This is a genomic window from Exiguobacterium sp. s181 (genome assembly GCF_018617125.1).
In the GTDB taxonomy this organism is placed as follows: domain Bacteria; phylum Bacillota; class Bacilli; order Exiguobacteriales; family Exiguobacteriaceae; genus Exiguobacterium; species Exiguobacterium profundum.
Genome location: NZ_JACSJM010000001.1, coordinates 88142 through 110840, shown reverse-complemented (window position 1 = coordinate 110840; position 22699 = coordinate 88142). Strand labels below are relative to the sequence as shown.

Annotated in this window: 19 protein-coding genes; 7 read left to right on the top strand and 12 right to left on the bottom strand. The window is 48.7% G+C overall.

Translation table 11 applies throughout. From position 1 onward, the window contains the following. Positions 1 to 11: 11 nt before the first annotated feature. Entirely contained in the window at positions 12 to 962 is a 951-nt protein-coding gene (msrA, locus tag KNO70_RS00690; RefSeq protein ID WP_214687638.1) for a peptide-methionine (S)-S-oxide reductase MsrA, read from the bottom strand. 82 nt (positions 963 to 1044) lie between these two features. After that, positions 1045 to 1227 (bottom strand): hypothetical protein, encoded by a 183-nt coding sequence (locus tag KNO70_RS00685; protein ID WP_074035608.1) that lies wholly within the window; start codon positions 1225 to 1227, stop codon positions 1045 to 1047. Between the two features lie 224 nt (positions 1228 to 1451). Between KNO70_RS00685 and KNO70_RS00680 the strand changes: the two genes are divergently transcribed. Both KNO70_RS00680 and KNO70_RS00675 read left to right on the top strand, forming a co-directional pair. Next, complete coding sequence (locus KNO70_RS00680) at positions 1452 to 2528, top strand: diguanylate cyclase (protein WP_078147769.1); 1077 nt, start codon at positions 1452 to 1454, stop codon at positions 2526 to 2528. A 128-nt stretch (positions 2529 to 2656) separates the two neighbouring features. After that, on the top strand, positions 2657 to 3181 hold the full coding sequence (locus KNO70_RS00675; RefSeq protein ID WP_214810757.1) for a hypothetical protein: 525 nt from the start codon (positions 2657 to 2659) through the stop codon (positions 3179 to 3181). Between the two features lie 254 nt (positions 3182 to 3435). Here KNO70_RS00675 and cydC read toward each other — a convergent pair whose 3' ends face one another. From cydC to arcA, 8 genes are all read right to left on the bottom strand, one after another. Beyond that, a complete protein-coding gene (gene cydC / locus KNO70_RS00670; protein WP_214810755.1) occupies positions 3436 to 5154 on the bottom strand; it encodes a thiol reductant ABC exporter subunit CydC in 1719 nt (572 codons plus the stop codon). Further along, positions 5151 to 6875, bottom strand: coding sequence for a thiol reductant ABC exporter subunit CydD (gene cydD / locus KNO70_RS00665; protein WP_214758067.1), 1725 nt, complete (start codon positions 6873 to 6875; stop codon positions 5151 to 5153). Before cydD ends, cydC begins: the two co-directional genes overlap by 4 nt. A 122-nt stretch (positions 6876 to 6997) precedes the next feature. Next, positions 6998 to 7687, bottom strand: a complete 690-nt coding sequence (locus tag KNO70_RS00660; protein ID WP_214758065.1) for a Crp/Fnr family transcriptional regulator — start codon at positions 7685 to 7687, stop codon at positions 6998 to 7000. A 116-nt stretch (positions 7688 to 7803) separates the two neighbouring features. Then, positions 7804 to 10146 carry a glycoside hydrolase family 31 protein gene (locus tag KNO70_RS00655; protein WP_214783917.1) on the bottom strand — a complete coding sequence of 781 codons (2343 nt, stop codon included), beginning with the start codon at positions 10144 to 10146 and terminating at the stop codon, positions 7804 to 7806. Between the two features lie 163 nt (positions 10147 to 10309). Then, positions 10310 to 11272 carry a carbamate kinase gene (gene arcC / locus KNO70_RS00650; protein WP_078147774.1) on the bottom strand — a complete coding sequence of 321 codons (963 nt, stop codon included), beginning with the start codon at positions 11270 to 11272 and terminating at the stop codon, positions 10310 to 10312. Positions 11273 to 11286: 14 nt separating this feature from the next. Beyond that, a complete protein-coding gene (arcD, locus tag KNO70_RS00645) occupies positions 11287 to 12762 on the bottom strand; it encodes an arginine-ornithine antiporter (RefSeq protein WP_214685280.1) in 1476 nt (491 codons plus the stop codon). A gap of 52 nt (positions 12763 to 12814) precedes the next feature. Continuing rightward, a complete protein-coding gene (gene argF, locus KNO70_RS00640; protein WP_078147776.1) occupies positions 12815 to 13843 on the bottom strand; it encodes an ornithine carbamoyltransferase in 1029 nt (342 codons plus the stop codon). 21 nt (positions 13844 to 13864) lie between these two features. Beyond that, positions 13865 to 15094 (bottom strand): arginine deiminase, encoded by a 1230-nt coding sequence (gene arcA / locus KNO70_RS00635; RefSeq protein ID WP_031422019.1) that lies wholly within the window; start codon positions 15092 to 15094, stop codon positions 13865 to 13867. Positions 15095 to 15416: 322 nt separating this feature from the next. On the opposite strand from arcA, the gene mgtE reads away from it, so the two are divergent. Further along, positions 15417 to 16775 carry a magnesium transporter gene (mgtE, locus tag KNO70_RS00630; RefSeq protein WP_078147777.1) on the top strand — a complete coding sequence of 453 codons (1359 nt, stop codon included), beginning with the start codon at positions 15417 to 15419 and terminating at the stop codon, positions 16773 to 16775. Between the two features lie 55 nt (positions 16776 to 16830). Here the strand turns inward: mgtE and KNO70_RS00625 are convergent, their stop codons facing one another. Next, on the bottom strand, positions 16831 to 17460 hold the full coding sequence (locus tag KNO70_RS00625) for a hypothetical protein (protein WP_214810752.1): 630 nt from the start codon (positions 17458 to 17460) through the stop codon (positions 16831 to 16833). A 182-nt stretch (positions 17461 to 17642) separates the two neighbouring features. Here KNO70_RS00625 and KNO70_RS00620 point away from each other — a divergent pair, with 182 nt between their 5' ends. Continuing rightward, positions 17643 to 19421, top strand: a complete 1779-nt coding sequence (locus KNO70_RS00620; protein ID WP_214758056.1) for a solute:sodium symporter family transporter — start codon at positions 17643 to 17645, stop codon at positions 19419 to 19421. Between the two features lie 20 nt (positions 19422 to 19441). Here KNO70_RS00620 and KNO70_RS00615 read toward each other — a convergent pair whose 3' ends face one another. Continuing rightward, on the bottom strand, positions 19442 to 20395 hold the full coding sequence (locus KNO70_RS00615; protein ID WP_214810751.1) for a GGDEF domain-containing protein: 954 nt from the start codon (positions 20393 to 20395) through the stop codon (positions 19442 to 19444). 118 nt (positions 20396 to 20513) lie between these two features. On the opposite strand from KNO70_RS00615, the gene KNO70_RS00610 reads away from it, so the two are divergent. The 3 genes from KNO70_RS00610 to KNO70_RS00600 are packed head-to-tail and all read left to right on the top strand — an operon-like array spanning position 20514 to position 22635. Continuing rightward, the gene (locus KNO70_RS00610; RefSeq protein WP_214758054.1) at positions 20514 to 21530 is read left to right on the top strand and encodes a serine hydrolase domain-containing protein; all 1017 of its coding nucleotides are present in this window, start codon (positions 20514 to 20516) and stop codon (positions 21528 to 21530) included. Then, a complete protein-coding gene (locus KNO70_RS00605) occupies positions 21527 to 21916 on the top strand; it encodes a GNAT family N-acetyltransferase (RefSeq protein ID WP_074035497.1) in 390 nt (129 codons plus the stop codon). Before KNO70_RS00610 ends, KNO70_RS00605 begins: the two co-directional genes overlap by 4 nt. Positions 21917 to 21927: 11 nt before the next feature. Continuing rightward, the gene (locus KNO70_RS00600) at positions 21928 to 22635 is read left to right on the top strand and encodes an SDR family NAD(P)-dependent oxidoreductase (RefSeq protein WP_078147782.1); all 708 of its coding nucleotides are present in this window, start codon (positions 21928 to 21930) and stop codon (positions 22633 to 22635) included. Positions 22636 to 22699: the final 64 nt, after the last annotated feature.

The window sequence follows — 22699 nt, the reverse complement described above, 5'->3', positions numbered from 1 at the left end:
GGCTCTCCCCTTCACTTGTTGAATAAGTGTTTATATTCCCCGTACCCCGCCTCTTCAAGCTCTTCTACAGGAACGAATCGGAGAGCGGCCGAGTTGATGCAATAGCGTAAGCCACCAAGCTCTTTTGGACCGTCATCAAACACGTGACCAAGGTGACTGTCCCCTTGTTTTGAACGGACTTCTGTCCGTACCATGTGATGCGTCGTGTCCATGTTCAAATCGACGCGCTTCTCCTCGATTGGACGTGAGAAGCTCGGCCATCCGCAATTCGACTGAAACTTATCGTGCGATGTGAAGAGTGGTGTCCCGTCAACGATATCCACGTACAGCCCTTCTCGTTCTTCATCCCAATATTCATTTTGAAACGGTGGCTCTGTCCCGTTTTCTTGCGTCACTTTATACTGCATCGGTGTCAAGCGTTCACGAAGTGCTTGTTGTTGTTTACGATCGCTCCATGCCTCTTTGATGAACTTCGCGCGTCCTGAACCGACACGGTACATCTCATAGCGGAACGGATTTTTTTTATAGTAGTCTTGATGATAGTCTTCCGCTTCCCAGAACGTTTTCGCAGGGCGGATATCGACTTCAATCGAACGATCGAAGCGACCCGAATCTTCCACTTCCTGTTTCGAACGCTCCGCTGCAGCCTGTTGCTCTTCTGAATGATAGAAGATGGCTGGACGATAGGATTCACCGCGGTCATTGAACTGCCCTCCGCCATCTGTCGGATCGATTTGACGCCAATAGATGCGTAGCAACTCCTCATACGAAATGACTTCTGGATCAAATGTGATTTCAACCGCCTCTAAATGTCCTGTCGTCTCCGAACAGACTTGTTGATACGTCGGGTTGTCGACATGTCCTCCTGTATATCCAGAAATGACACGCTCCACTCCCTCATATTTATGAAACGGTTTGACCATGCACCAGAAACAGCCTCCCGCAAATGTAGCTTTTGCCATGATAAATCCCTCCTTACTTTGTAGTGTACCCAAAAATGTGGCAAGACAACAAAAAACGAGAACCACAAAATGTGTTCTCGCTTCAGTCCTCTTCCACCTGATTCACATGACGCATTACCAAAAATAAGATGACTCCAACAATCGCAGCCCCTAATAGCGTCAACGCCATGTTGTCTCGAGCCGATAAAGTATAAAAGATCGCTAATCCAATCAAAATGAGCGCAATCGGAATAAACGCTCGTTTAAAATGATCCCAGTAACGCACGGACAGTCCTCCTTTTCTCTTATCATACCAAACTTTCGATTTTCCATAACGAAAGTTCTAAAAGATGAGAAGAACTTGAATAAATCCAAAAGGATTCCAAGACGATTTGCTTGAATAGTCATTCAAGAGAGCTTCTTTCCGCAAGCAGGTTATTCCTGTCTGTTTCCAACTAGATGCTATATACTGTAACTAAATATTTCCATACGGGATAAGGGGGAGCCTCGATGCTCACAATCATTAATGCGTTCTTTATCAACCTGTGTATCTTGTTCACGCTCTTCACGATTTCCTTTTTACCGTTTCGCAATCGACCTCGTTTAACTCCACAGTCTCCTTTGAAAGGAAGGGTTTTACTCGGGGTACAGACCGGATTGATTGCCATCCTCCTTTTGGTAAATGCCTTACCGCTCGAGGGGATACTCATCGACCTACGTAATATTCCCGTTTTGCTTGCCGTTCTATTCGGGGGATGGGTGAGTGGTGCTGTCGCAGGTATCATATTATTAATCGGTCGTTCCCTAGTTCTGTTCTTTACAGACGGTACCATGCTCGGTCTCTATCTAGCCATCGCCACAATAGTTACGTTAGTTGTCTTAACAAGTCTTTTACGGAAACCCATGGATAATACTCGGCCTACTTTGCTCGTATTCACTACGATCAGTATTGCCATTTTTGGGGCAGCGCTTTATGCCGCGCTTCCACTAAACTTGTTCTATCCCGTCTTAATCGTCTACATGTTAATGTCTTACGGGGGAGCTTGCGCCGCCTATCGATTACTGCTCGAACTACGCCGTCACTTTGAGAACGTCCAACATCAACAGCAACTAGCGCGTACAGATGCGCTCACCGGGATTGCCAATCGGCGTCTCTTGAACGAAGCCATGGCCAACTTGACGGTCGAGGCAGAAGAATACGCATTGATTTTGGTCGACATCGATCATTTCAAACGGGTGAATGACACATACGGTCACGACGTCGGAGATGATGTTTTGCGCGAGCTCGGCATGCTCCTCGTGAATGAGAGCAATGAGCGCCATTTAGTCGGTCGCTTCGGCGGCGAAGAATTTTTAATCGTCATGCCCCATGCTAATCGAGAAGAAGTATCGCAGCTTGCTGAATCTATTCGAGAAAAGGTTTCAACGTTCCCGTTCGAGACGAGTGCCGGTACGCTCCACATCACTGTTTCGCTTGGAGCTTGCCATTCGAATGATATTGAAATCGACAGTGTGTTAAAACATGCAGATGAAGCGTTATATCACGCAAAAGAGTCCGGTCGAAATCGTTTCATCCTCGCCTCTTAATGTGTCAAACTCTTCACACTTGAGCGCGTTTTCTCGCTTTACTTTCTCGAAATGAATCGTTAAACTAGGCTAGACTTTGATTCAGATCGATACATCGTGATTTATTCAGAAAAGGGGAAACATCGTTCATGTCAGTTTTGTTATCTTTATTTGGAATTATGTTTATCGGCTCGTTCGCGATTGACTATAGACGTGGAAAGACACTTCAACAATCGGCAATCGGGGGGATTCGTTCGATTCAGAACAACATGTGGATTTTCTTCCGGACCTCACTTTCGATGATGATTATCATCGGTCCGCTCTTGTTGATTTCAGGTTTCGTGTTCTCGGATTTGGTGAGCTTTAACACGATCCCAGCATTCATCATCTCCGTTCTCAGTATCGGCTTTGCGGAACGGATCATCGGGATGACCGTGGCTCCACTCGTCCGTACATTTTGGCATCAACGCGATCGTCTCATGCCACTTTATTTAGATGCCGCTCTCTACGTATTCTTACTCTCTATTCTCGTATTGGAGTTCTTGATGAACATTCCGGGGATTGATCTTCAGTCACCGTTCATTGCGCTATTCTATGCGTTCGCTCTCTTCTTCACGAGATACTTGTTCAGTTTGATTCGATTCACGGTTCAAAAAGGCGTAGCCTCGAACTAATTGAAGACCCAATCCATACGTGTTCGCACGTATGGATTTTTTTCATTATTCTCATTGACAATGAGAATCGTTATCAACTATACTTTAGTTGTAGCTTCCTAAAAGCTTGACGTGCACGTTCCCCAAACATATCACGTCACGTGGATTCCCCTCCACGACACTCTTTTTGAAAGCATTGCGACAACCCCCATTTGTTGCACCCATATTTGCCAAAAGCAAGACGAGCAGCCCACCGACGGGGCTGCTCGTCTTTTTCATGATGCGAACACTTCTTGCTCGATTTGTTTCAATTCATAGAACATGCCACGTTTCGTCATCAGTTCCTCATAAGAACCGACCTCAACAATTCTTCCGGTTTCCATAACGATAATCTGATCAAACGTTTCGAGACCCGTCAAACGGTGACTGACGAGAATGAGTGTGCCTGTTCCGGCTTGCTGTAACAATTCAGAAAAGACATGGGCCTCCGTTCCTGCATCGAGTGCCGATGTCGGTTCATCGAGCAACCAGAGAAGTCCGTTTTTAAGAAGTGCTCGTGCGATGGCCAGGCGTTGGCGTTCTCCACCTGACAAGTTCGCCCCTTTCTCAAGGACCGGTTCGTCTAGCGTGAACGCCAAACGGACCCGCTCAAGCGCTACGCTCATCTCTTCATCTGTGAAGTCACCGGCTAACGCCAAGTTGTCCCGTACAGTTCCATAAAAGAAATGATTGTCTTGCAAAACAACGCTCGCATGTTGCCAAATGGCTGTCTGTTTGACATCGTTCACGTTGTACTCATCCAACCGAATCGTGCCGTCTTCCGTCCGAACGAAAGCCAAGAGCAGTTGAAGTAACGTCGACTTCCCTGACCCGCTCGGTCCCACGATGACCGTCTTCGAACCACTTGGAATGTGTAACGTCACCTCATCGATGACATCTCGATACGTATCCGGATAACGATAGCGAACATGGTCAAATGAAATGGACGGTGCATCCGTAAACGTCACGTCTTGACGTTTCGCCTCACGCGCCTCAATCGTTTCACTCGGCTCCGTCACTTCAAACAAACGATCCGCTGCTTGCTTGCTGTCTGCAAAGTGACCGGGGAACACGGCCATCGGCGTTGTATTCTCAAACGCTGTGAGCGACATCATGATCAGCATTGCCAAGAACAACCCGTTCAGGTCTCCATTTACCACCTGATACGCACCGATGGCCAAGACGCCCCATGAGACGAGTAAGGAAGCGGCAACGACGAGCGCCGAATTGAAGAACTGATTCGTCGTGTCTTTCCGCTCTGCCTCCATGTAACGCTCACTGTGCGAATAGACAGCTTGTTTCGTGCGGTCAAGTTGGTGATGAAGTTTTAAATCCCGGTATCCGAACAGCATCTCTGTCAATTGAATCGACACATCTCCACGCAATCCACGAATCGTCTCGTCATGACGGGCACGAATTCGTGCAAATCCGAGCGGAATCAAGAATCCTGTAACGAGTACACCAAACAAAATCCATAGGCTGACCGCAAACGAGAAGAAGGTGACAAAGAAGATGGTACTCAAAAAGACGAGTACGAGAATGATCGGTGGATAAAACACGCGAAGGAAGTAGTTTTGAAGACTCTCAACGTCCCCGACGACGCGTGCGAGCAAATCGCCGCTCCGATATTTCGCAAAGATGGACGGAACGAGCGGCTCTAACTGACGATAAAACCGGACGCGCAACTCACTTAAAATCGTAAACGTCGCCCGGTGTGAGGCGAGGCGTTCCCGATAACGGCTTCCTGCCCGGATGACACCGAACAGTTTAATTAAGACAACCGGTACCATGAGTGCATACAGTGGCGGGACGAGCCCTGCCCGTGATACGAGATAGCCACTTGCCGCGAAGAGGGCGACCGCTGCAATCCCTGCCGCATATCCAAAGAAGATGGAGAGAAGAATGTCTTTCTTCTCGCGCATCATCCATTTTGTGATGGTCCAAAGCGAGTTCATCGGCTCACCCCTTTCTGAAGTGCAAACAGTTCTGCATACTCCGGGACAGCGAGTAACACTTCGTGCGTCCCTTCTGCGATTCGTTTCCCGTCATCCATGAACCAAATCGTGTCCGCCTCTTTGATTGTATGCAGACGATGCGCAACCGTGATTAACGTCGCACCTTTCGACAGCTCTTCAATCGAGCGTCTGACAATCCGCTCTGTTTTCAAATCAAGGCCGGTCGTCGGTTCATCAAACAATAAAATACCAGGTCGCTTAAAGAAAGCCCGTGCGAGTGCAAGGCGTTGCCGTTCCCCACCAGATAGTCCAAACCCACCTTCTCCGAGTTCTGTCCAGATTCCGTTCGGCAACTGGTCAATCACCTCGGATAGTCCAGCTGCCTCGGCTGCTTCGAGTAACGCACGCTCGTCAGCCACTTCACCTAAAGCAATGTTTTCGGCGAGTGTCCCGGCGAACAGATACGGATTTTGAGAGATATACGCAATATTTCCATACCAGGCAGATTCCTTATACGTATGCAAGGGTTCGCCATCCACGAGGACGCGCCCTGATTTCACTTGCAAAAGTCCTGAGATCACGTTAAGGACAGTTGTCTTCCCGGAACCGCTCGCGCCGACTAACGCAAGGTGGGTGCCGGACGAGATGCGACCACTCAATGGCTGAAGGGAAAAGCGCCCACCAGCGTACTCAAACGATATCTCTTCAAGCTCAAGGTCCGGTGTCCGTGAACGAAGCGACTTTGTCCCCCACTGAATGCGATCATCCGGGGCGTCTAATACGTCAAAGATCCGGTCTGCTGCGCCCATACTGCCACGTCCCGTATGAAAGGCGCTGCCCAGGTCTTTGATGGCCAAGTAATACTCTGGCGCCAACACAAGAATCAAGAATCCTGAGAAGAACGTCAGGTTCTCCCAAACGACCATCTGTAGCGCGACTTCCAGTGCTACAACGCCGGTGCTGAGCATGGAGATGAATTCCAACATGAGGCCAGATAAGAATGCCGTCTTTAAGACGACCATCGTCGCATCCCGAAAGTCGAGACTGCTCTTCTCAATCGCTTTCGCTTCTTGTTCGGTCCGATTGTAGAGTTTAAGTGTCGTCAAACCCTGTAAGACATCCAAAAACTTTCCGGAAAATTGATTCATCTTCTCCATCTGTTCCTCAGATTTTTTCTGTGTCGCAATCCCGATGATAATAAAGAACAAAGGGATAAACGGTGCCGTCACCATCATGATGACACCTGAAATCCAATGTTGGCTGAAGACGACAACCAAAATCAGAAGCGGGATAATCGAGGTTTGAATCACTTGTGGCCAATATTGACTGAAGTAGGCGTCAACCTCGTCAACAGCATCCATGAACACACTGACCTTCTTCCCAGATTGTCCCGTCAAAGAGGACTCGACCGGGCTCGTGGCATAGCGATCTAGTAATTGCAGACGTAACGCCCGTTTCGCTTTTTCCGATAAACTCGCTCCGATTCGTCCGGAGACGTATCCAAAAAGTGCTCGTGCCAATAGGGCGACGACGAGCCAAAGCAACGCCGGAATGATGGTTTCAAATGATTCATCTTTTAAAAAGATTCGGTCGACGATGTCGACGATTAAATACGCTTGCGCCAAAATCGATAGTCCAATCATGACCGCGGATAACACGAGTCCGATGATGTGACCTCGCTCGGCGAACGCAAGGGCTTGCAGTCGTTTCACTGCATTCATCCTTTCTCTATTCACAATCCGATTGCTTTGTGAGATTCATCACTAATTATACAATATGACACGTCTTGAAGCGAACGCTCCGCTCGTTCCGACATGCAAAAGACGCCCTCTCCTGAGTGGCGTCAATCGAAGTCTTGCTCAAAGTATTCAGGATGCCCGATTACAAGTTGGTGGTCATCCATTCGAAGCACCTCTTCTTTGCGAAGCTTCGCTAAAATCGTAGAAACCGTCTCTCGAGACGTTCCAGATAGACGAGATAGTTCCATCGCCGTGAACGGACAGCGGACACGTACCCCTTGCTCATCCGGTTCACCTAAATCTTCAATCAAAAAATGGATGGTATTGAGTACACGTTCTTTCGCGCTCGGGGTAATGATTTCTTGGACACGTCGTTCATGTAAATCTAAAATACGATTCATCTGTCCGATGATATAGAGCAGCATATTCGACTGTGTAGATACAAACCGCTCGAACCGTTCGGTCGGGATGTAGATGACGTCAATATCCGTCACCGCTTCGGCCGTATGACGGTAGTCTTCCTCCGTGAACAAACCATTGTACGGAAAGAACTGTTTGGGCTTCACGTAGTCCGCATATTGATGCGTCGCATGCTCGTTCATCCGTTCGAGTCTGATGTATCCACTCATTAAGAAATACACGCGCTCTCGCGGGTCTCCTTCCATGAACAGGAGCTGTCCTTTTCGATATGTTCGGCAATAGACGTACGGGACGAGCTGTTCAAGCGCTCGACTCGAACAGTTCGCAAACAGTGTTAACTGGCGTAAATCATCAATCGTCCACTTATGTCGCATCTGTATCCCCTCATTTCTAGTTAAATCCCCTACCTTAAGTATAAAACGATTCAGAATGATACCGCTTTCAAAATCCGACAGTTTTCTGACATGACAAAAGGGGGTCTCCCCCCTTTTCAGTCCAACATCAGTTCTAATAACGCGTCTTGCAAATCTCGATCGAGTTCTAACGCATGGAGGTCAAACAGCCAGGCCTCGAGACGCGTCTTCGTCGTCGCCATCTGGTACAAACGATCTTTCAAATCGTAGGCGATTTCCGCGCGATCTAAGAATCGATAGAGACGGTCAAGTCGATGGGCGTTCTGTGTTACATCGACGGGGAGCGTCACCGTCTGCTCCTGCTTCAATTCACCAATCGGGATGTGTAACGTCTGCGTCTCAGCGTCATAGTCCCCTTCCCCGACAACGCCTCGAACAAGAACGGTCAATGTCCGATTCGCCGGAACGAGGGTCAGGTCTCCTGACATCTCGATGTGTAGCGTCCGCGCTTCCCAGTCGAGCGTAAACGTCGTTTCAAGTGAGGCACCTGTCTCATAATCCCGGCTTTCCCCGTCATCTTCGTACATCGTGAACGTGTTCGAGGCACCTGGAAAGACGAGTACTTCTAGCTCGCTCGGGTTTCCCGTCTCGTTCGCATGCGGTTGATGCGGCATGAGGGGAACGATGGCACCCGCTTTGGCGAAGACCGGTTGTCCATCGAGTCCACGGAACACACGAATCGACTTGTCGCCTTCGTAACGATGTCCTGTGAAGAAGTCAAACCATTCTCCTTTTGGCAGCCAGACATTCGTTCCGGCGACGTGGAGCTTTCGGTCCATCGGCGTGACAATCGGGGACACAATGAGTTCACTGCCAAAATAAAACTGATTCGGCACTTGATAAGCCGCTTCGTCATCGGGATGTTCGATATACATCGGCAGCACGAGCGGTAACGCATTGGCATGGTTACGATAATTCATCGTGTATAGATAAGGAATGAGCTCGTGACGCAGACGTAAGAATCGCTTCATCGACTGTTCGGCTTCGATCCCGAAACGCCAAGGCTCTTTCCCGTTGAAGGTGCTGAACGTCGAGTGGAGGCGCATGATTGGACTGAACACCCCGTATGCGACCCAACGCGCGGCGAGCTCATCGTCTTTTTTCCCACGATGATGCCCTCCGATGTCGTGACTCCACCAACCGTAACCGATGTTTGTCGCTGTCGCTGTAAAATACGGCTGGAAGGCGAGCGAGGCCCACGAGATGATCGTGTCTCCTGAAAATCCGACCGGGTAACGGTGGCTCCCTGGTCCTGCGTAACGAGAGAAAATGAGCGGGCGTTTGCCGTCACGGGCGATGTCGATGGCATGATAATGATTCAGCATCCATAGCGGATCGAGTCCTTCCATCTTCGAGGTCGACCCTTGTTGCCAATCGATCCACCAAAAATCAACGCCATCCGCCTCATGTGGATGATGCATCTGCTCAAAATATGCTTGAATGAATCGTTTGTCTGAAAAATCGAATGGGATTCGGTCCCCCGATTCCGGTTCGACGCCCATGGCCTCGGCCATCGCCACGTACTGATCTTCAAACGCACGGACACCGTCCGCGGGATGCAGGTTCAACGTCACCATCATTCCCTCATCCTTTAGCCAGTTAAGGAAACGCTTCGGTTCGGGAAACAAGTTTTTGTTCCACGAATAGCCCGTCCAACCACTCCCGTACTCTTCGGGAATGTCCGTCACGTGCCAGTCCATATCGATGACACTGACCGAGAACGGGACATCTTCTGACTTGAAACGGCGCATTAACGCCTTATACTCCTTTTCGTCGTATCGCCAGTAGCGGCTCCACCAGTTCCCGAGCGCTTTACGAGGGAGCATCGGCGTCGGACCCGTCAACGTGTAAAAGTCTCGAAGTGCCTGTTTATAGTCATGACCATATCCGAAGTAGTAAATGTCATGGATCCCTTTTCGTCGCGGCTCGACGAAGCGATCATCTGTCATCAAAAACGAGGATGAATCATCTATGATCGCATACCCTTGTTTGGAGAGGATCCCTTCTTCTAACTCCGTCGCCCCGTCCACATGGTCGAGCGTCCGCGCCGTCCCTTTCAGCGTCCGCTCCGGACCGTTGAACATGTAGCGGCTATAATACGTGCTAAAGTTCCCTTTCACGTCCACGTAGAGCGTGTTCGGCGCGAACGGACCTTTCGTATAATACAAATGGACATGTTCGGTGATGATTTGGAGTTCTGTCTCATCTTCAATCACTCGGAATTGTGGAACGTCAAATTCCCGATTCCACGCCACTTGGGTGGCGCGGTCTTCAAAGACACCGTCCTCCGCATATTCCATTCGAATCAACTGACTCGTCAATACGGTGAAGCGATAACAGCTTCCTTGTACGATTGCCCCTTCTCTTGCTTTTGGTCTCATCCACGACTGGTACACATGATTTTCTTCGAATAGGCGCATACATTCGAGCGTTTCCGCTCTCCGTCACTTCCTTCCTGAAATTAGTGCAAACGTTTACACTGAATATGATAGCAATCTCATTTTTGGCATACAACCTTCCTTCCCCTTGAACCCGGGCAGAAAACAAAAAAAGTCGCAAACGCTTCACGTCTGCGACACATTCTTATTGTTGGAGTGATGGGGCCAGACGGACACGTGTGCCAGCTTCTCCGTCAATGGCGGCTACAGCCTGATCGAGCGACGTGATGATGGCGACACGGTTCGTACCGGATTCGGCAAACTGCAGCGCCGCTCTTACTTTCGGCAACATACTGCCTGGCGCGAACTGCCCTTCCGCGATATACGTCTCCATCTGTTCTTTCGACGTTTCTTGAAGTGCCATCTCGTCCGGCTTCCCAAAATTGACATACACATGTTCGACAGCCGTCAAAATGAGTAAGACGTCTGCGTTGACGAGGTCAGCCAGTTTCGCAGCCGCGAAATCTTTATCGATGACCGCCTCGATGCCGACGTATCCGTCCATTGTCTCCATGACGGGAATGCCACCGCCACCAGAAGCGACGACGATGTGCCCCGCTTCAACGAGTGTTCGAATGACGGCGTGTTCGGCGATTTTCATAGGGATTGGACTCGGCACCACACGACGATACCCACGTCCTGCATCTTCTTTGAAGACGTAACCTGTCGTCCGTTCGAGATGGAGTGCCTCTTCTTCCGTATAAAACGGACCGATCGGCTTGGTCGGATGATGAAACGCACTATCGTTCGGGTCGACAATACTTCGTGTCACGAGAGAAGCCACATGCTGTTCAAGGCCACGTGCACGCAGTGCTTTGGTCAATGCGTTTTCAAACCAGTATCCAATCATCCCTTGCGTCATCGCACCACAGACATCAAGCGGCATCGCTGGTGTGGCTGGACTGTCTGATGCGGCTTGTTGCAACATCAGGTTTCCAACTTGCGGACCGTTCCCATGCGTGATGATGACCTCGACTCCTTCAGCGATGAGTGCAGCGAGAGATTCCGCCGTTGCCTCAACTGCCTGTATTTGTGCTTCGGCTGTCGCATCTTTGCCTTGCTGAATCGCATTCCCGCCTAAGGCGATGACCACACGTTTTTTCTCCATATCCATACCCCCGATCAAATGACTGAGATATTACCCGATAGTATGCGTACGACGGCGAAGATGGCCAGTGCGGTCAACACACCGGCGACCATCCATTCCGTTTTAGTGAGTGACTTGATGCCATTTTCACGTTGTGCCTTCATGTAGAGAAGGGTTCCCGGTGCATATAAAAGTGTAGTGAGAAGTAAATAATCGATTCCAGCGGCGTATATGAGCCATAGTCCATAAACGGAAGCGACCAATCCAATCGCTAAATCGCGTGTTTTTCGTTCACCGGAACTGTATCCGATTCCGTTCTTCGCCACTTTCACTTGGTAAAAGGCCGAGAACACGTATGGGATCAAAATCGCACTCGAAGCGAGAGAAAAGGCAAAGTTATATGCGGCATCTGAAATCAAGAATGTGAAGAGGAAGAGCTGAATCAACCCATTCGTTAGCCAAAGGGCATTGACAGGAGCTTGATTTTGATTCTCTTTCGTGAACCATTTCGGGAAGACTCCATCTTTGGCGGCAACGAATGGGATTTCTGCCGCTAACAGCGTCCAACCGAGCCATGCGCCAAGGACAGAGATGACGAGTCCCCCGTTGATGAGCATCGCACCCCACGGACCGACGGCCGACTCGAGCAAATATGCCATCGCTGGTTGCGAGGCGTTCGCTACATTTTCGGGAGTCATGAGACCGAGCGACATGATAGAAATGAGCAAATAAATGACGAGCGTACCGAGCAACCCGATCACGGTTGCTTTCCCGACGTCCGAACGTTTCCGAGCACGACCGGATAGCACGACGGCTCCTTCCACACCGATAAAGACCCAAAGCGTCACGAGCATTGTCGAAACGACTTGATCACGCACACTTCCCCACGAGAAACCGCCTTGTCCCCAAAAATCGAAGGTGAAGTTTTCGAGATTAAAGAAGAACAAGGTAATCGTAATGAATGCAAAAATTGGGACGAGCTTGGCAATCGTCGTGACGATGTTGATCATCGACGCCTCATGTACCCCACGTAAGATGAGGGTATGCACGAGCCACAGCATAATTGATGCGCCAATGATCGACGCGATATTCTGTCCCCCTTCAAAAATCGGGAAGAAATAACCGACCGAACTGAATAGCAGTGTGGCATACGCCACATTCCCGAGCCAGGCAGACAACCAATATCCCCAGGCCGAGTTAAATCCGACGAACGACCCAAAGCCTGCCCGTGCATAGCTATATACACCACCATCGAGATCAGGACGGCGCATCGTCAGATTTTGAAAGCTGAGACCGAGCGCAATAATCCCGATCCCTGTAATCACCCACCCGATGAGAATGGCACCCGCATTCGCACCTTGCGCCAAATCGGCAGCCAAGTTAAAGGCGCCACCACCAATCATCGATCCGACGACAAGTGCCGTCAACGCTCCGAGACCTAACCGCTTGTCTTGCTTGTCAGGATGTACTCCAGCCGAACCACCTGAGTCATGCTCCAACTTCGTAGACATTCTACTCATCCCTTTCGCTTATTTTGAACCGGGAGGGGGAATCCCCTCCTCGTCAACGATCAAGCCATTCGCGTGTCTCCGTGAGCGTCGCCGCCATCACCGCCTTGATGGTATGCATCCGGTTTTCCGCCTCATCAAATACGAACGAATGACGACTGCGGAACACTTCATCGGTCACTTCCATTTCCGTCAAACCGTACTGTTCGTGAATCGCTCGACCGACTTCCGTTTCTAAGTCGTGGAAGGCAGGGAGGCAATGTAAGAACATGATGTCTGGATTGCCACTCTTTTGAAGCATGTCCATGTTCACTTGATATGGTCGCAACAGTTCAATCCGTTCTGCGAATGCCGCTTCCTCGCCCATCGATACCCAGACATCCGTGTAGACGACGTCCGCTTGATCCATCGCTTCCTCAATGCTCTCCGTCAAGGTGATCACAGCACCGGTTTCAGCAGCGACCGACTTCGCATAGTTCACGATTTCGTCAGATGGCCAGAGCGATTTCGGTGCACAGATCCGCATATCCATTCCTACTTTTGCACCACCGATCAACAGCGTGTTGCCCATGTTGTTCCGTCCGTCGCCCACGTATACGAATTTGATTCCGGCAAGTTCTCCTTTTTGTTCTTTCACCGTCAAAAAGTCAGCCAAGATTTGGGTCGGGTGATACAAGTCGGTCAAGCCGTTCCATACCGGTACGCCTGCGTCTTTCGCAAGACCTTCGACCGTCTCGTGGGCGAAGCCACGGAACTGAATGCCGTCAAACATGCGTCCAAGGACGATCGCGGTATCGCGCACCGATTCTTTCTTCCCGAACTGGATGTCATTCTTGCCTAAATATTCGGGATGCATCCCTAAATCGATGGCAGCGACCGTGAACGCACAACGCGTCCGCGTCGATGGTTTTTCAAAGAGCAAGGCAATGTTTTTACCTTCACAAATCCGATGTGGAACACCTTGTTTTTTCTGACGTTTGAATGCAGCAGACAAATCGATCAAGTAGTTGATTTCTTCACCCGAAAACTCGTTTAGCGATAAAAAATGACGACCTTTCAAATCAAAATTGAACGTTGTAGACATACTGCTTCCTCCTTATCACATTTAGATGTCTTGTCGGATAATCGGACAGCTCATGCAACGTGGACCCCCACGTCCGCGTGATAGTTCACTCGACATGATTTCAATCACTTCGACGCCTTCTTTACGAAGTAACTCATTCGAGACATAGTTTCGGTCATACGTGACCACGACACCCGGCGCGATGGCGAGCGTGTTCGATCCATCATTCCATTGTTCTCGGGCTGCCGCAATTGGATCGCCACCACCACAAGGAATCAACGTCGCCTCTTGTAAGCCGAGGACGTCTTTTAACACCTTCAACAAATCCGAGTGCTGGGCAATCTGAAGTTCACCTTCCGCGTTTAACGTGAGCTCGAAAATGTTCATCTTCCCTTCCGGTCCTTGAATGAACGGATGGATGGTGAATTTATCATGATCGACCATCGTGAAGACGGTATCAAGATGCATGAAGGCGCGTGATTTTGGAATTTCGATGGCGATGACTTTTTTGAAGCTGTCTCCATGCTTGAGTAGGTTGAGGGCGACACGCTCGATGCCTTGCGCGGTCGTCCGTTCCGAGATGCCGATGGCGACGACTTCTTTCGACAAGACGAGTTCGTCTCCCCCTTCCATCGCAAACCGATAATCACGGTCCGACCAGATGGGAACATCATGTTTCGCAAAGCGTGGGTGATAGCGCATAATGTATTGCGTGAAGAGCGATTCACGGCGACGTGCCGGTTCTTTCATGCGGTTGATGGAGAGTCCGTGACCGATTGCAGCGGCCGGGTCTCGTGTAAAGTAGAGGTTTGGCATTGGATCCAAAAAGAAGGGGTACGTGTCTTCAATCATTTCATGCAGATGTCGGCGTTTTTCTGGCTTGATCTCCGATTTCCGGATACCGGCCATCACCGTCTCTATCAACATTTCGTTATCAAAATCGAGTAAATACTCTTTTAATGTTTCGTAAGAACCGTTGATATTTGATTTGGACTCCGATAAGATATCCGCGACAAACTTTTCGCGCACACCAGGGAGTGATAACGTTTCGGCCATTAGTTTTTCGAGGTAAAGGACTTCCACACCACGATTTTGAAGCGCACTCGCAAAATAATCGTGCTCTTTTTGAATGACCGGCAAATGGGGAATATCATCGAACAAGAGGCGCTCTAAATATTCTGGAGTAAGGTTCTCTAACTCCCGACCCGGTCGCTTCAGTAATACCGTTTTTAATTCTCCAATTTCTGAATACACATGAATCGGATGTTTCAGCGTCGTATCTTGTGAAATCGGTTGATTCGTCATTGAGATCATCTCGCTTCCTCCTTGTGATTCGGGTGTGTGACTACCCTTACCTTATCACTTTACCAAATTTGCGAATGTCTAATCCGACAGTTCACCTGTTGCCGATTCCGCATTGATATGAATAAATGTTCACTCATGTGAATGAACAAACAATGCTCTAGAAATCAGGACGATGGCAAAGGGAAATAAGATGTATGGCTGATGTATAGTATCGCCCTAAAAAATGTAGAAAACTTTTTTTATTCACCGTAAATGAAATTGAAAACGTGAGAGATCAGGATGTGAGCATATGAAAATTGAAGAAACGGAATACAACGAACATGAAGCAGCGCTTCGTACATTGATTCAAAAGGGAGACCCGGTCGATTTTCAAGATCTCTTTCTCTCCCTTCACCCGGGTGAACAGGCGGATCATTTTATCGAACTAAATCAACATGAGCGGTCGTTCGTGTATCGAACCATCTCCCCTGAGGTATTCACCGATCTATTTGAAAAGCTGACGTTAGAGGAACAATGTACATTTATCCAAGAAACACCTCAGTCGTATGCCGTCCGAATCTTGAATGAAATGTATTCGGACAACGCGGCCGACTTGATGCGGGAACTACCCGATGCGTTCATGGACACGCTATTCGAGCAGATGGATGATATTGAGGAACAAGAAGTCAAAGATTTGATGCAGTATCCGGAAGAAACGGCCGGATCGCTCATGACAACTGAGTTTGTCGTCCTTCAAGCTGATAAGACGGTTGGACTGACCCTTGAAGAGTTGCGTGAACTCGGACCAGATGCCGAAACGATTTATTACTTATATGTGGTCGACCAAGCGCACCAACTGGTTGGTGTTGTCTCCTTACGTGATTTAATTGTCGCACCGCTCGAGGCGAAAATTGAAGACATCATGGGGTTCCGCGTCATTTCGGCAAACGTCATGACCGACCAGGAAGACTTGGCCAGGATTGTCCAGAAGTACGATTTGTTGGCCCTTCCCGTTATCGATGATCAGCAAAAGCTACTTGGCATCATCACGGTCGATGATATATTAGATGTCATCGAGCGCGAAACGACAGAAGACTTTGAAGAACTCTCCGCGACGAAAGGTTCGTCTGATATCAACATGAGTCCGCTTGAAGCAGCGAAAAAACGTGCCCCTTGGATTGTCAGCCTCATGTTTCTCGGCATGATTACAGCTTCGACGATTGGCGGTTTCGAAGACACCCTCGAAACGATTGTGCTTCTCGCTGTCTTCATGCCACTTGTCATGGGCTCTGCCGGGAACGCAGCCACGCAATCACTCGTCGTCGCTGTGCGCTCAATTGCACTCGGGACCATCAATCGAAAGAACGTTATGAAGATGATTCGACGCGAACTCGGAACCGGCATCATCTTAGGGATTGCGTGTATGATTGTCATCTTTGGCGTCATCACGCTGCTGTATGACAACATGCTGATCGGTTTCATTGTCGGAGTTTCCATCTTTGCCGCACTCAGTGTCGCCACAATGATCGGCACGGTTGTCCCGCTTCTCATCAATCGCCTGAAGTTAGACCCGGCTGTCGCTTCCGGACCGTTCATCACGACATTGATGGACAACCTAGGGCTCATCATCTACTTCACGGTTGCGACGTCTATGCTTCAGTTTTTTTGACATTCGAAAGAACATTCGATTATAAAAAGCGGTGCTGATTTTGTCAGCACCGCTTTTACTCGCTATGTTGTTGAGATTCCTCTAACAAACGCTCTTCATTTTCATTGAAAGCCTCGATTTCCTCATCCGTCATCACTTCGTTTCTTTCTTCCACATAAGGATTGTCTTTCAATGATGTCTCTAGTTTGCTCAAGTCAGCACTGAGCCCGCTTTCTTGATAAAGGTTAGGTTTTCCTACCGAAGTCAGTGTCCCTGTCCGATCCACTTTGAAATGTCCCAGTTGTAGACCGACAATCCGATATGCATTCTCCATCACGGGTCCTTCATATCTTTGTAAATACAGCAAAACGGTCTCGTCTCGTTTGACGAGCGGGTCTTCTTCCATATCATTTTGTAAAAGGGTGATCGTATCGGCTGACTTCAGTTGACCATTCACGTCTCGATAGACACGCTGCACTTGAATGTGTGATTCAAAGAATGTGACCGATTGATGTGTAAACGGTTTAGGAGCACTTCTCACTTTGCCGACGATGACAATCGGCGAGCTTGTAGCTAAATCGTCTATGTGTCGGAAGCTTTCGGTCACAGCCAAATCACTCGTGTTTTCTTCTTTCAGCATTTCGCTAAACATGATATAACCTGCTATCACTACAACAGATAACATTCCAATCATCCACTTCTTCACGAGGTCCCTCCCATCGGTCCATCCATCCTCATCGATTTTCTACTCTCGTACGACAAGTACGCAATCGTCCCCACGTTCATGGTTTCTGTATGATTCGATCAAAACAATAGGACTACCTTCTTATAATTTAGGGTATTTCCTACAAATACATATAAAACATAAGTAAGGAATGAGGGGATTTCATGACATTTCAACAAGTACTCTACATACTCGTGACCGGTGCCCTGTTCATGGCGCTCGTCGCTTACGTCTCGTATCGCATGACGAAAGGAAAAGTCGAAAGCGCCGACGATTACTTCTTGGCCGGTCGCGGTCTAACAGGCGTCTTCATCGCGGGATCGCTCCTGTTGACCAACTTGTCAGCGGAACAATTGATTGGCTTGAATGGCCAATCGTTCGCCGGCAACATGTCGGCCATGGCTTGGGAAGTGACGGCCGGTATCGCCGCCATCATCATGGCGCTCTTTTTGTTGCCACGCTTTCTTGGCATCGGGATTTCGACTATTCCTGAATTTTTAAGTCAACGCTATGACGAGGACGTTCGTCGATTGACCGTCCTGTTATTTCTACTCGGCTATATGTGCGTCACGATTCCATCTATGCTGTACTCAGGTGGATTAGCCGTCCTGCAACTGTTCGATGTGCCGGCCCTTCTCGGCATTAGCTTTGAGCAGTCCCTTTGGCTCGTCGTTTGGTTCATTGGGATTATCGGGGCGATTTATGCCATCTTCGGAGGTCTTCGTGCCGTTGCCGTATCGGACACGTTGAACGGGATCGGACTCATCATTATTGGATTCCTCGTTCCGACACTAGGCTTTCTCGCACTAGGGGACGGGAATTTATTGGACGGGATGAAGACGATTGCGACGACGAATCCCGAAAAGTTGAACGCCATCGGTTCCGCTAACGACTCGGTCCCGTTTCTCTCCATTTTCACCGGAATGATTTTTGCGAACTTGTTCTATTGGGCACTGAATCAATACGTGATTCAACGGGCCCTCGGTGCAAAAAACTTAGCGGAAGGACAAAAAGGCGTTCTCTTTACCGGCTACTTGAAATTACTCGTTCCAATCTTCATGTTGTTACCTGGCGTCATCGCGTTTCACTTGTACGGGTCGAACGTCGAGAAGGCAGACCTCGCTTATCCGAGTTTGATTGCCGAGCTGTTACCGATGTGGCTCATGGGCTTTTTCCTCGCCGTCTTGCTCGGTGCCGTATTCAGCTCGTTCAACTCGCTCTTGAATAGTATCGCGACGCTCTTCGTACTCGACATTTACAAACCGAAGTTTAAACCGGATGCTTCTGACCAAGATTTGATTCGCGTCAGCAAATGGTTCGGGACGTTCGTTGCACTCGTCTCGTTCTTTGTCGCCCCGAATCTTATGTATGCGCCAGATGGCTTGTGGGACTTGATTCGTCGCTTCACCGGTTTCTTCAACATCCCGATTCTCGTCATCGTTTTAATCGGGATGCTTGTTAAACGTGTGCCGCCAATCGCCGCGAAGACCGTCGTCTTTTTCCACGTCATCGCCTACTATTTCCTCGTGTGGGGAACGAAACAATGGTTCGACGTCGAAATCGGCATCAACTTTATCCATATTTACGGAATCCTCTTCGTCATCGAAACGGGAATCATGCTCGTATTTGCGCGTGTACGACCGATGCTGCAAGCAAATCCGATTCAAATCGAACTCGGACGAGTCAAACCGTGGCGGCATGCCCTTTCGACATCGATTTTACTCGTCGCTTCGATGATTTTCGTTTATCTTGTCTTCTCGCCAATCGGACTCGCTTATGCGAACGGCATCGTCTCCAAATGGTTTGCTCCACTGACAGTGGGACTTGTCGTCATAACGTCCGGGCTCATCTGGGCATCTTACCGCTATGGTATTTCTCGTTATGAACGCTATTTAAACAATTTGGGTGAAGAGCCGTCCGATGTAGAAGAACAAAGCAGCTAAACCAATAGACCTCCTTGAACTTACACGTCAAAGAGGTCTACTTTTTGTTGTCGCTTCCGTTCATACATGGCATCGTCCGCACGTTGCCAAAGCGCCTCAATCGTTTCTGGACAAGATGCCCACGCCAACCCGATGGCGACAGAAATCGATTCTTTTTGACAAGCCGCTTCGATTTGACGAACCATTCGTTCACATGCATCGCGAGGCATCATCTCTAGAAACAAGACGAACTCATCTCCCCCTAAACGATACACGGATGATTCAATTCCCTGAAGAATCTTCCCGACCCGTTTCAACAAATCGTCACCAGCAGAATGCCCTTCCATGTCGTTCACGACTTTCAAATCGTTCACATCCAGCACGATGATTCCGACGTTACACGCATTTTCGGCTTGAGCAATCGTTTCTTCAAACGCTCGACGATTGAAGACACCGGTCAAGCTATCGTGGCGACTTTCATACATGAGACGTTCACGCTCGGTCATGGCTGCCTCGATGTTCCGAATCACACCTTGAACCGCTACGATTTCATCATTCTCATAGATTGGCGTCGTGTATTCCTCGAACCATACATAAGTGCCGTCATTCGTGCGCCATCGCTGAAGAATCGCTTCTTCATAGTTGACGCGTCCCGCCACTTTATCGAGCAGGAGACGTCGATCATCCGGATGGATTCTCCGAAAACAATCTTGTGCATCTGAATAACTTCGCATCACCGTTCCTTCTCCGAGATATAAGTCTAAAGAAGGACTGATGTATCGGAAACGCCAAGTCGGTTTCGTTTCAAAAATATAAATGACATCTTTCGTTTGATTCCCGAAATGCATAAACGAAAGAGACTGTGCATGTGGCTGTGGACGTTTGGATAGCCACAAGGCAATCAAAAATCCAACGAGTACCCCCCAGAAGAATAACGTCATTGAATCCACTTCCTCTCTGTTCGCCCATATCGTACCACGTTCGAGGTCAGACACCTGTCTCAATTCCTGTTATTTGGTAAATGTTTTTTTGAAAATTGAGTAAATTTTAGAGAGATTGTGATGGACATGATATAGTCGACTTATTGAATCACTCAATACATGGAGGTTTCTCATGCCACATTTCAAACATCCATCGATTGACGAGACATTTTCGGGTGTCTATTTGCTCACCAATCGAAACGGATCAATCCACCAGTCTTACGGCTATGCGAATCGCTCAGAACAGATTCAACATGACGTGACGACACGGTTCGGGATCGCGTCCGGTTGCAAGTTGTTTACAGCAATCGCGATTTGCCAGTTAGTCGAGCAAGGGAAACTATCCTTCTCCACCACGCTTGGCTCATTTCAAACATTCGCCTTACCTCATCTGTCACCAAACGTCACGGTGCATCAACTGTTGACGCACACGTCGGGAATCCCTGACTATTTTGATGAATCCGTCTCTGATGACTTCGAAGCGTTATGGCGTGATATTCCGATGTATCGACTTCAACAGTTACGTGATTTTCTACCACTGTTTCAACAAAAAACCATGAAGGACGAACCGGGTTCTCGATTCTCCTACAATAATGCGGGGTATATTTTGTTAGGGTTGATTATCGAGGAAGTGACCGGACAATCTTTCACCGATTACGTCGAACAATCGATTTTTCAGCCTGCCGGTATGACCGCTTCCGGATACTTTTCACTCGATGCCTTGCCTGCTAAAACAGCGCTCGGTTATATCGACAACTCGGACGGCACGTGGCGTACAAACCAATATGCGATTCCGATCAAAGGAGGAGCAGATGGTGGCGCGTATGTGACCGCTCAAGACATGACTAAATTTTGGAAATCGCTGTTTTCACATCAGCTTCTTGATACCGCTTCTACGTCGCTTCTTTTGACACCACACGTGACGGTTAATGACCGCGGCGGGAGTTATGGATACGGACTTTGGATTCAACATCACGCATCGAGAGATGTCTATAAATATCACGTGATGGGCTATGACCCTGGTATCAGTTTCCATTCTGGTTACTATCCAGAAATCGATACCATCTCGGTCATTTGTTCAAATCAATCAGATGGGGCGTTCGACGTCATGAAACAGATTGAAATGCAGATTGGAGAACGGATTGAATGAACATTCGTACTTATATGGAATCAGACTTTGACTCGATTCAACAACTTAATCGCGATGAAGGTTGGAGCCAATTGGTAGAACGTGACGCGTTGACCCGTGAGGCATGGCGTCAATCAAACGTCACCTATGTGATGGAGTCTGAAAATGGAAAGATTGTCGCTTATTTGCGCGGATTGACTGATACGACAGTCAGTTTGTATGTTTGTGAACTGTTGGTCGCTTCTACATATCGTAGACGTGGTCTTGGCGAACAGTTACTCCAACACGTCCATACACTTTATCCAGACACACGGCTTGAGATGCTCGCAAGTCAAAATTCCCACACATATTACGAGAAATTACGGTTTCGTCCGTTCTACGGTTTTCGGAAAACGATTCACGAATAGGAGGAATGTATATGAAACTTGCTCTCATCACAGGCGCATCGCGTGGTCTCGGCCGTTCCATCGCTCAGGAACTACAAGCTAGAGATTACGAGGTGGTCGGGCTCTCTCGCTCACAGGCGGAAGACGTTACGTATCAGCAACGATCAGTCGACCTATCAAACGTTTCGGGGATTGATGCAGTCATTCGGGAGATCACACCGTTTCTAGAGCGGGCTGATTCGGTTTTGCTCGTTCAAAATGCAGCATGGATTGAACCGATTCATCGTGTCGGACAATTAGATGGTGAGAAAGTGACCGCTCATGTCCACGCCAACCTGCTTGCGCCGATGCTATTGGCGAATGCGGTCCTCGCTTTCAACAAGCCGACCGATTTGATTCATGTGACCTCTGGCGCTGCTAAGCGTCCGATCTCAGGTTGGAGCGCATATTGTGGCACGAAAGCAGGACTCGATCATTTCACAGAGACACTTGCACTAGAGCTAGAAGGAACCTCACATCGTGCAGCTCTATTCAATCCAGGTGTGATGGATACGTCGATGCAGGCGGAGATTCGTTCTTCTTCGAAAGAGGCGTTCGCTGACCTTGAACAATTCCGTTCATACGAAACAGAAGGACGACTCCGCTCTCCTGAAACGGTTGCTCGTGTATTTGCTGAACAGTTAATTGACCGCCCCCTAGAAAATGGCAAGACCTATTCGATTTACGACTTGATTAAATAATTTACCAGGTCAAAAAAAGAAACACCCTTCTCTCGTCAAACCGTCTACACTACATGCATAGATA

Bases quoted from the DNA above. Each gene is read 5' to 3' on its own strand.
- msrA (WP_214687638.1), bottom strand. From the start codon at position 962: ATGGCAAAAGCTACATTTGCGGGAGGCTGTTTCTGGTGCATGGTCAAA.
- KNO70_RS00680 (WP_078147769.1), top strand. From the start codon at position 1,452: ATGCTCACAATCATTAATGCGTTCTTTATCAACCTGTGTATCTTGTTC.
- KNO70_RS00675 (WP_214810757.1), top strand. From the start codon at position 2,657: ATGTCAGTTTTGTTATCTTTATTTGGAATTATGTTTATCGGCTCGTTC.
- cydC (WP_214810755.1), bottom strand. From the start codon at position 5,154: ATGAACTCGCTTTGGACCATCACAAAATGGATGATGCGCGAGAAGAAA.
- cydD (WP_214758067.1), bottom strand. From the start codon at position 6,875: ATGAATGCAGTGAAACGACTGCAAGCCCTTGCGTTCGCCGAGCGAGGT.
- KNO70_RS00660 (WP_214758065.1), bottom strand. From the start codon at position 7,687: ATGCGACATAAGTGGACGATTGATGATTTACGCCAGTTAACACTGTTT.
- KNO70_RS00655 (WP_214783917.1), bottom strand. From the start codon at position 10,146: ATGCGCCTATTCGAAGAAAATCATGTGTACCAGTCGTGGATGAGACCA.
- arcC (WP_078147774.1), bottom strand. From the start codon at position 11,272: ATGGAGAAAAAACGTGTGGTCATCGCCTTAGGCGGGAATGCGATTCAG.
- arcD (WP_214685280.1), bottom strand. From the start codon at position 12,762: ATGTCTACGAAGTTGGAGCATGACTCAGGTGGTTCGGCTGGAGTACAT.
- argF (WP_078147776.1), bottom strand. From the start codon at position 13,843: ATGTCTACAACGTTCAATTTTGATTTGAAAGGTCGTCATTTTTTATCG.
- mgtE (WP_078147777.1), top strand. From the start codon at position 15,417: ATGAAAATTGAAGAAACGGAATACAACGAACATGAAGCAGCGCTTCGT.
- KNO70_RS00620 (WP_214758056.1), top strand. From the start codon at position 17,643: ATGACATTTCAACAAGTACTCTACATACTCGTGACCGGTGCCCTGTTC.
- KNO70_RS00610 (WP_214758054.1), top strand. From the start codon at position 20,514: ATGCCACATTTCAAACATCCATCGATTGACGAGACATTTTCGGGTGTC.
- KNO70_RS00605 (WP_074035497.1), top strand. From the start codon at position 21,527: ATGAACATTCGTACTTATATGGAATCAGACTTTGACTCGATTCAACAA.
- KNO70_RS00600 (WP_078147782.1), top strand. From the start codon at position 21,928: ATGAAACTTGCTCTCATCACAGGCGCATCGCGTGGTCTCGGCCGTTCC.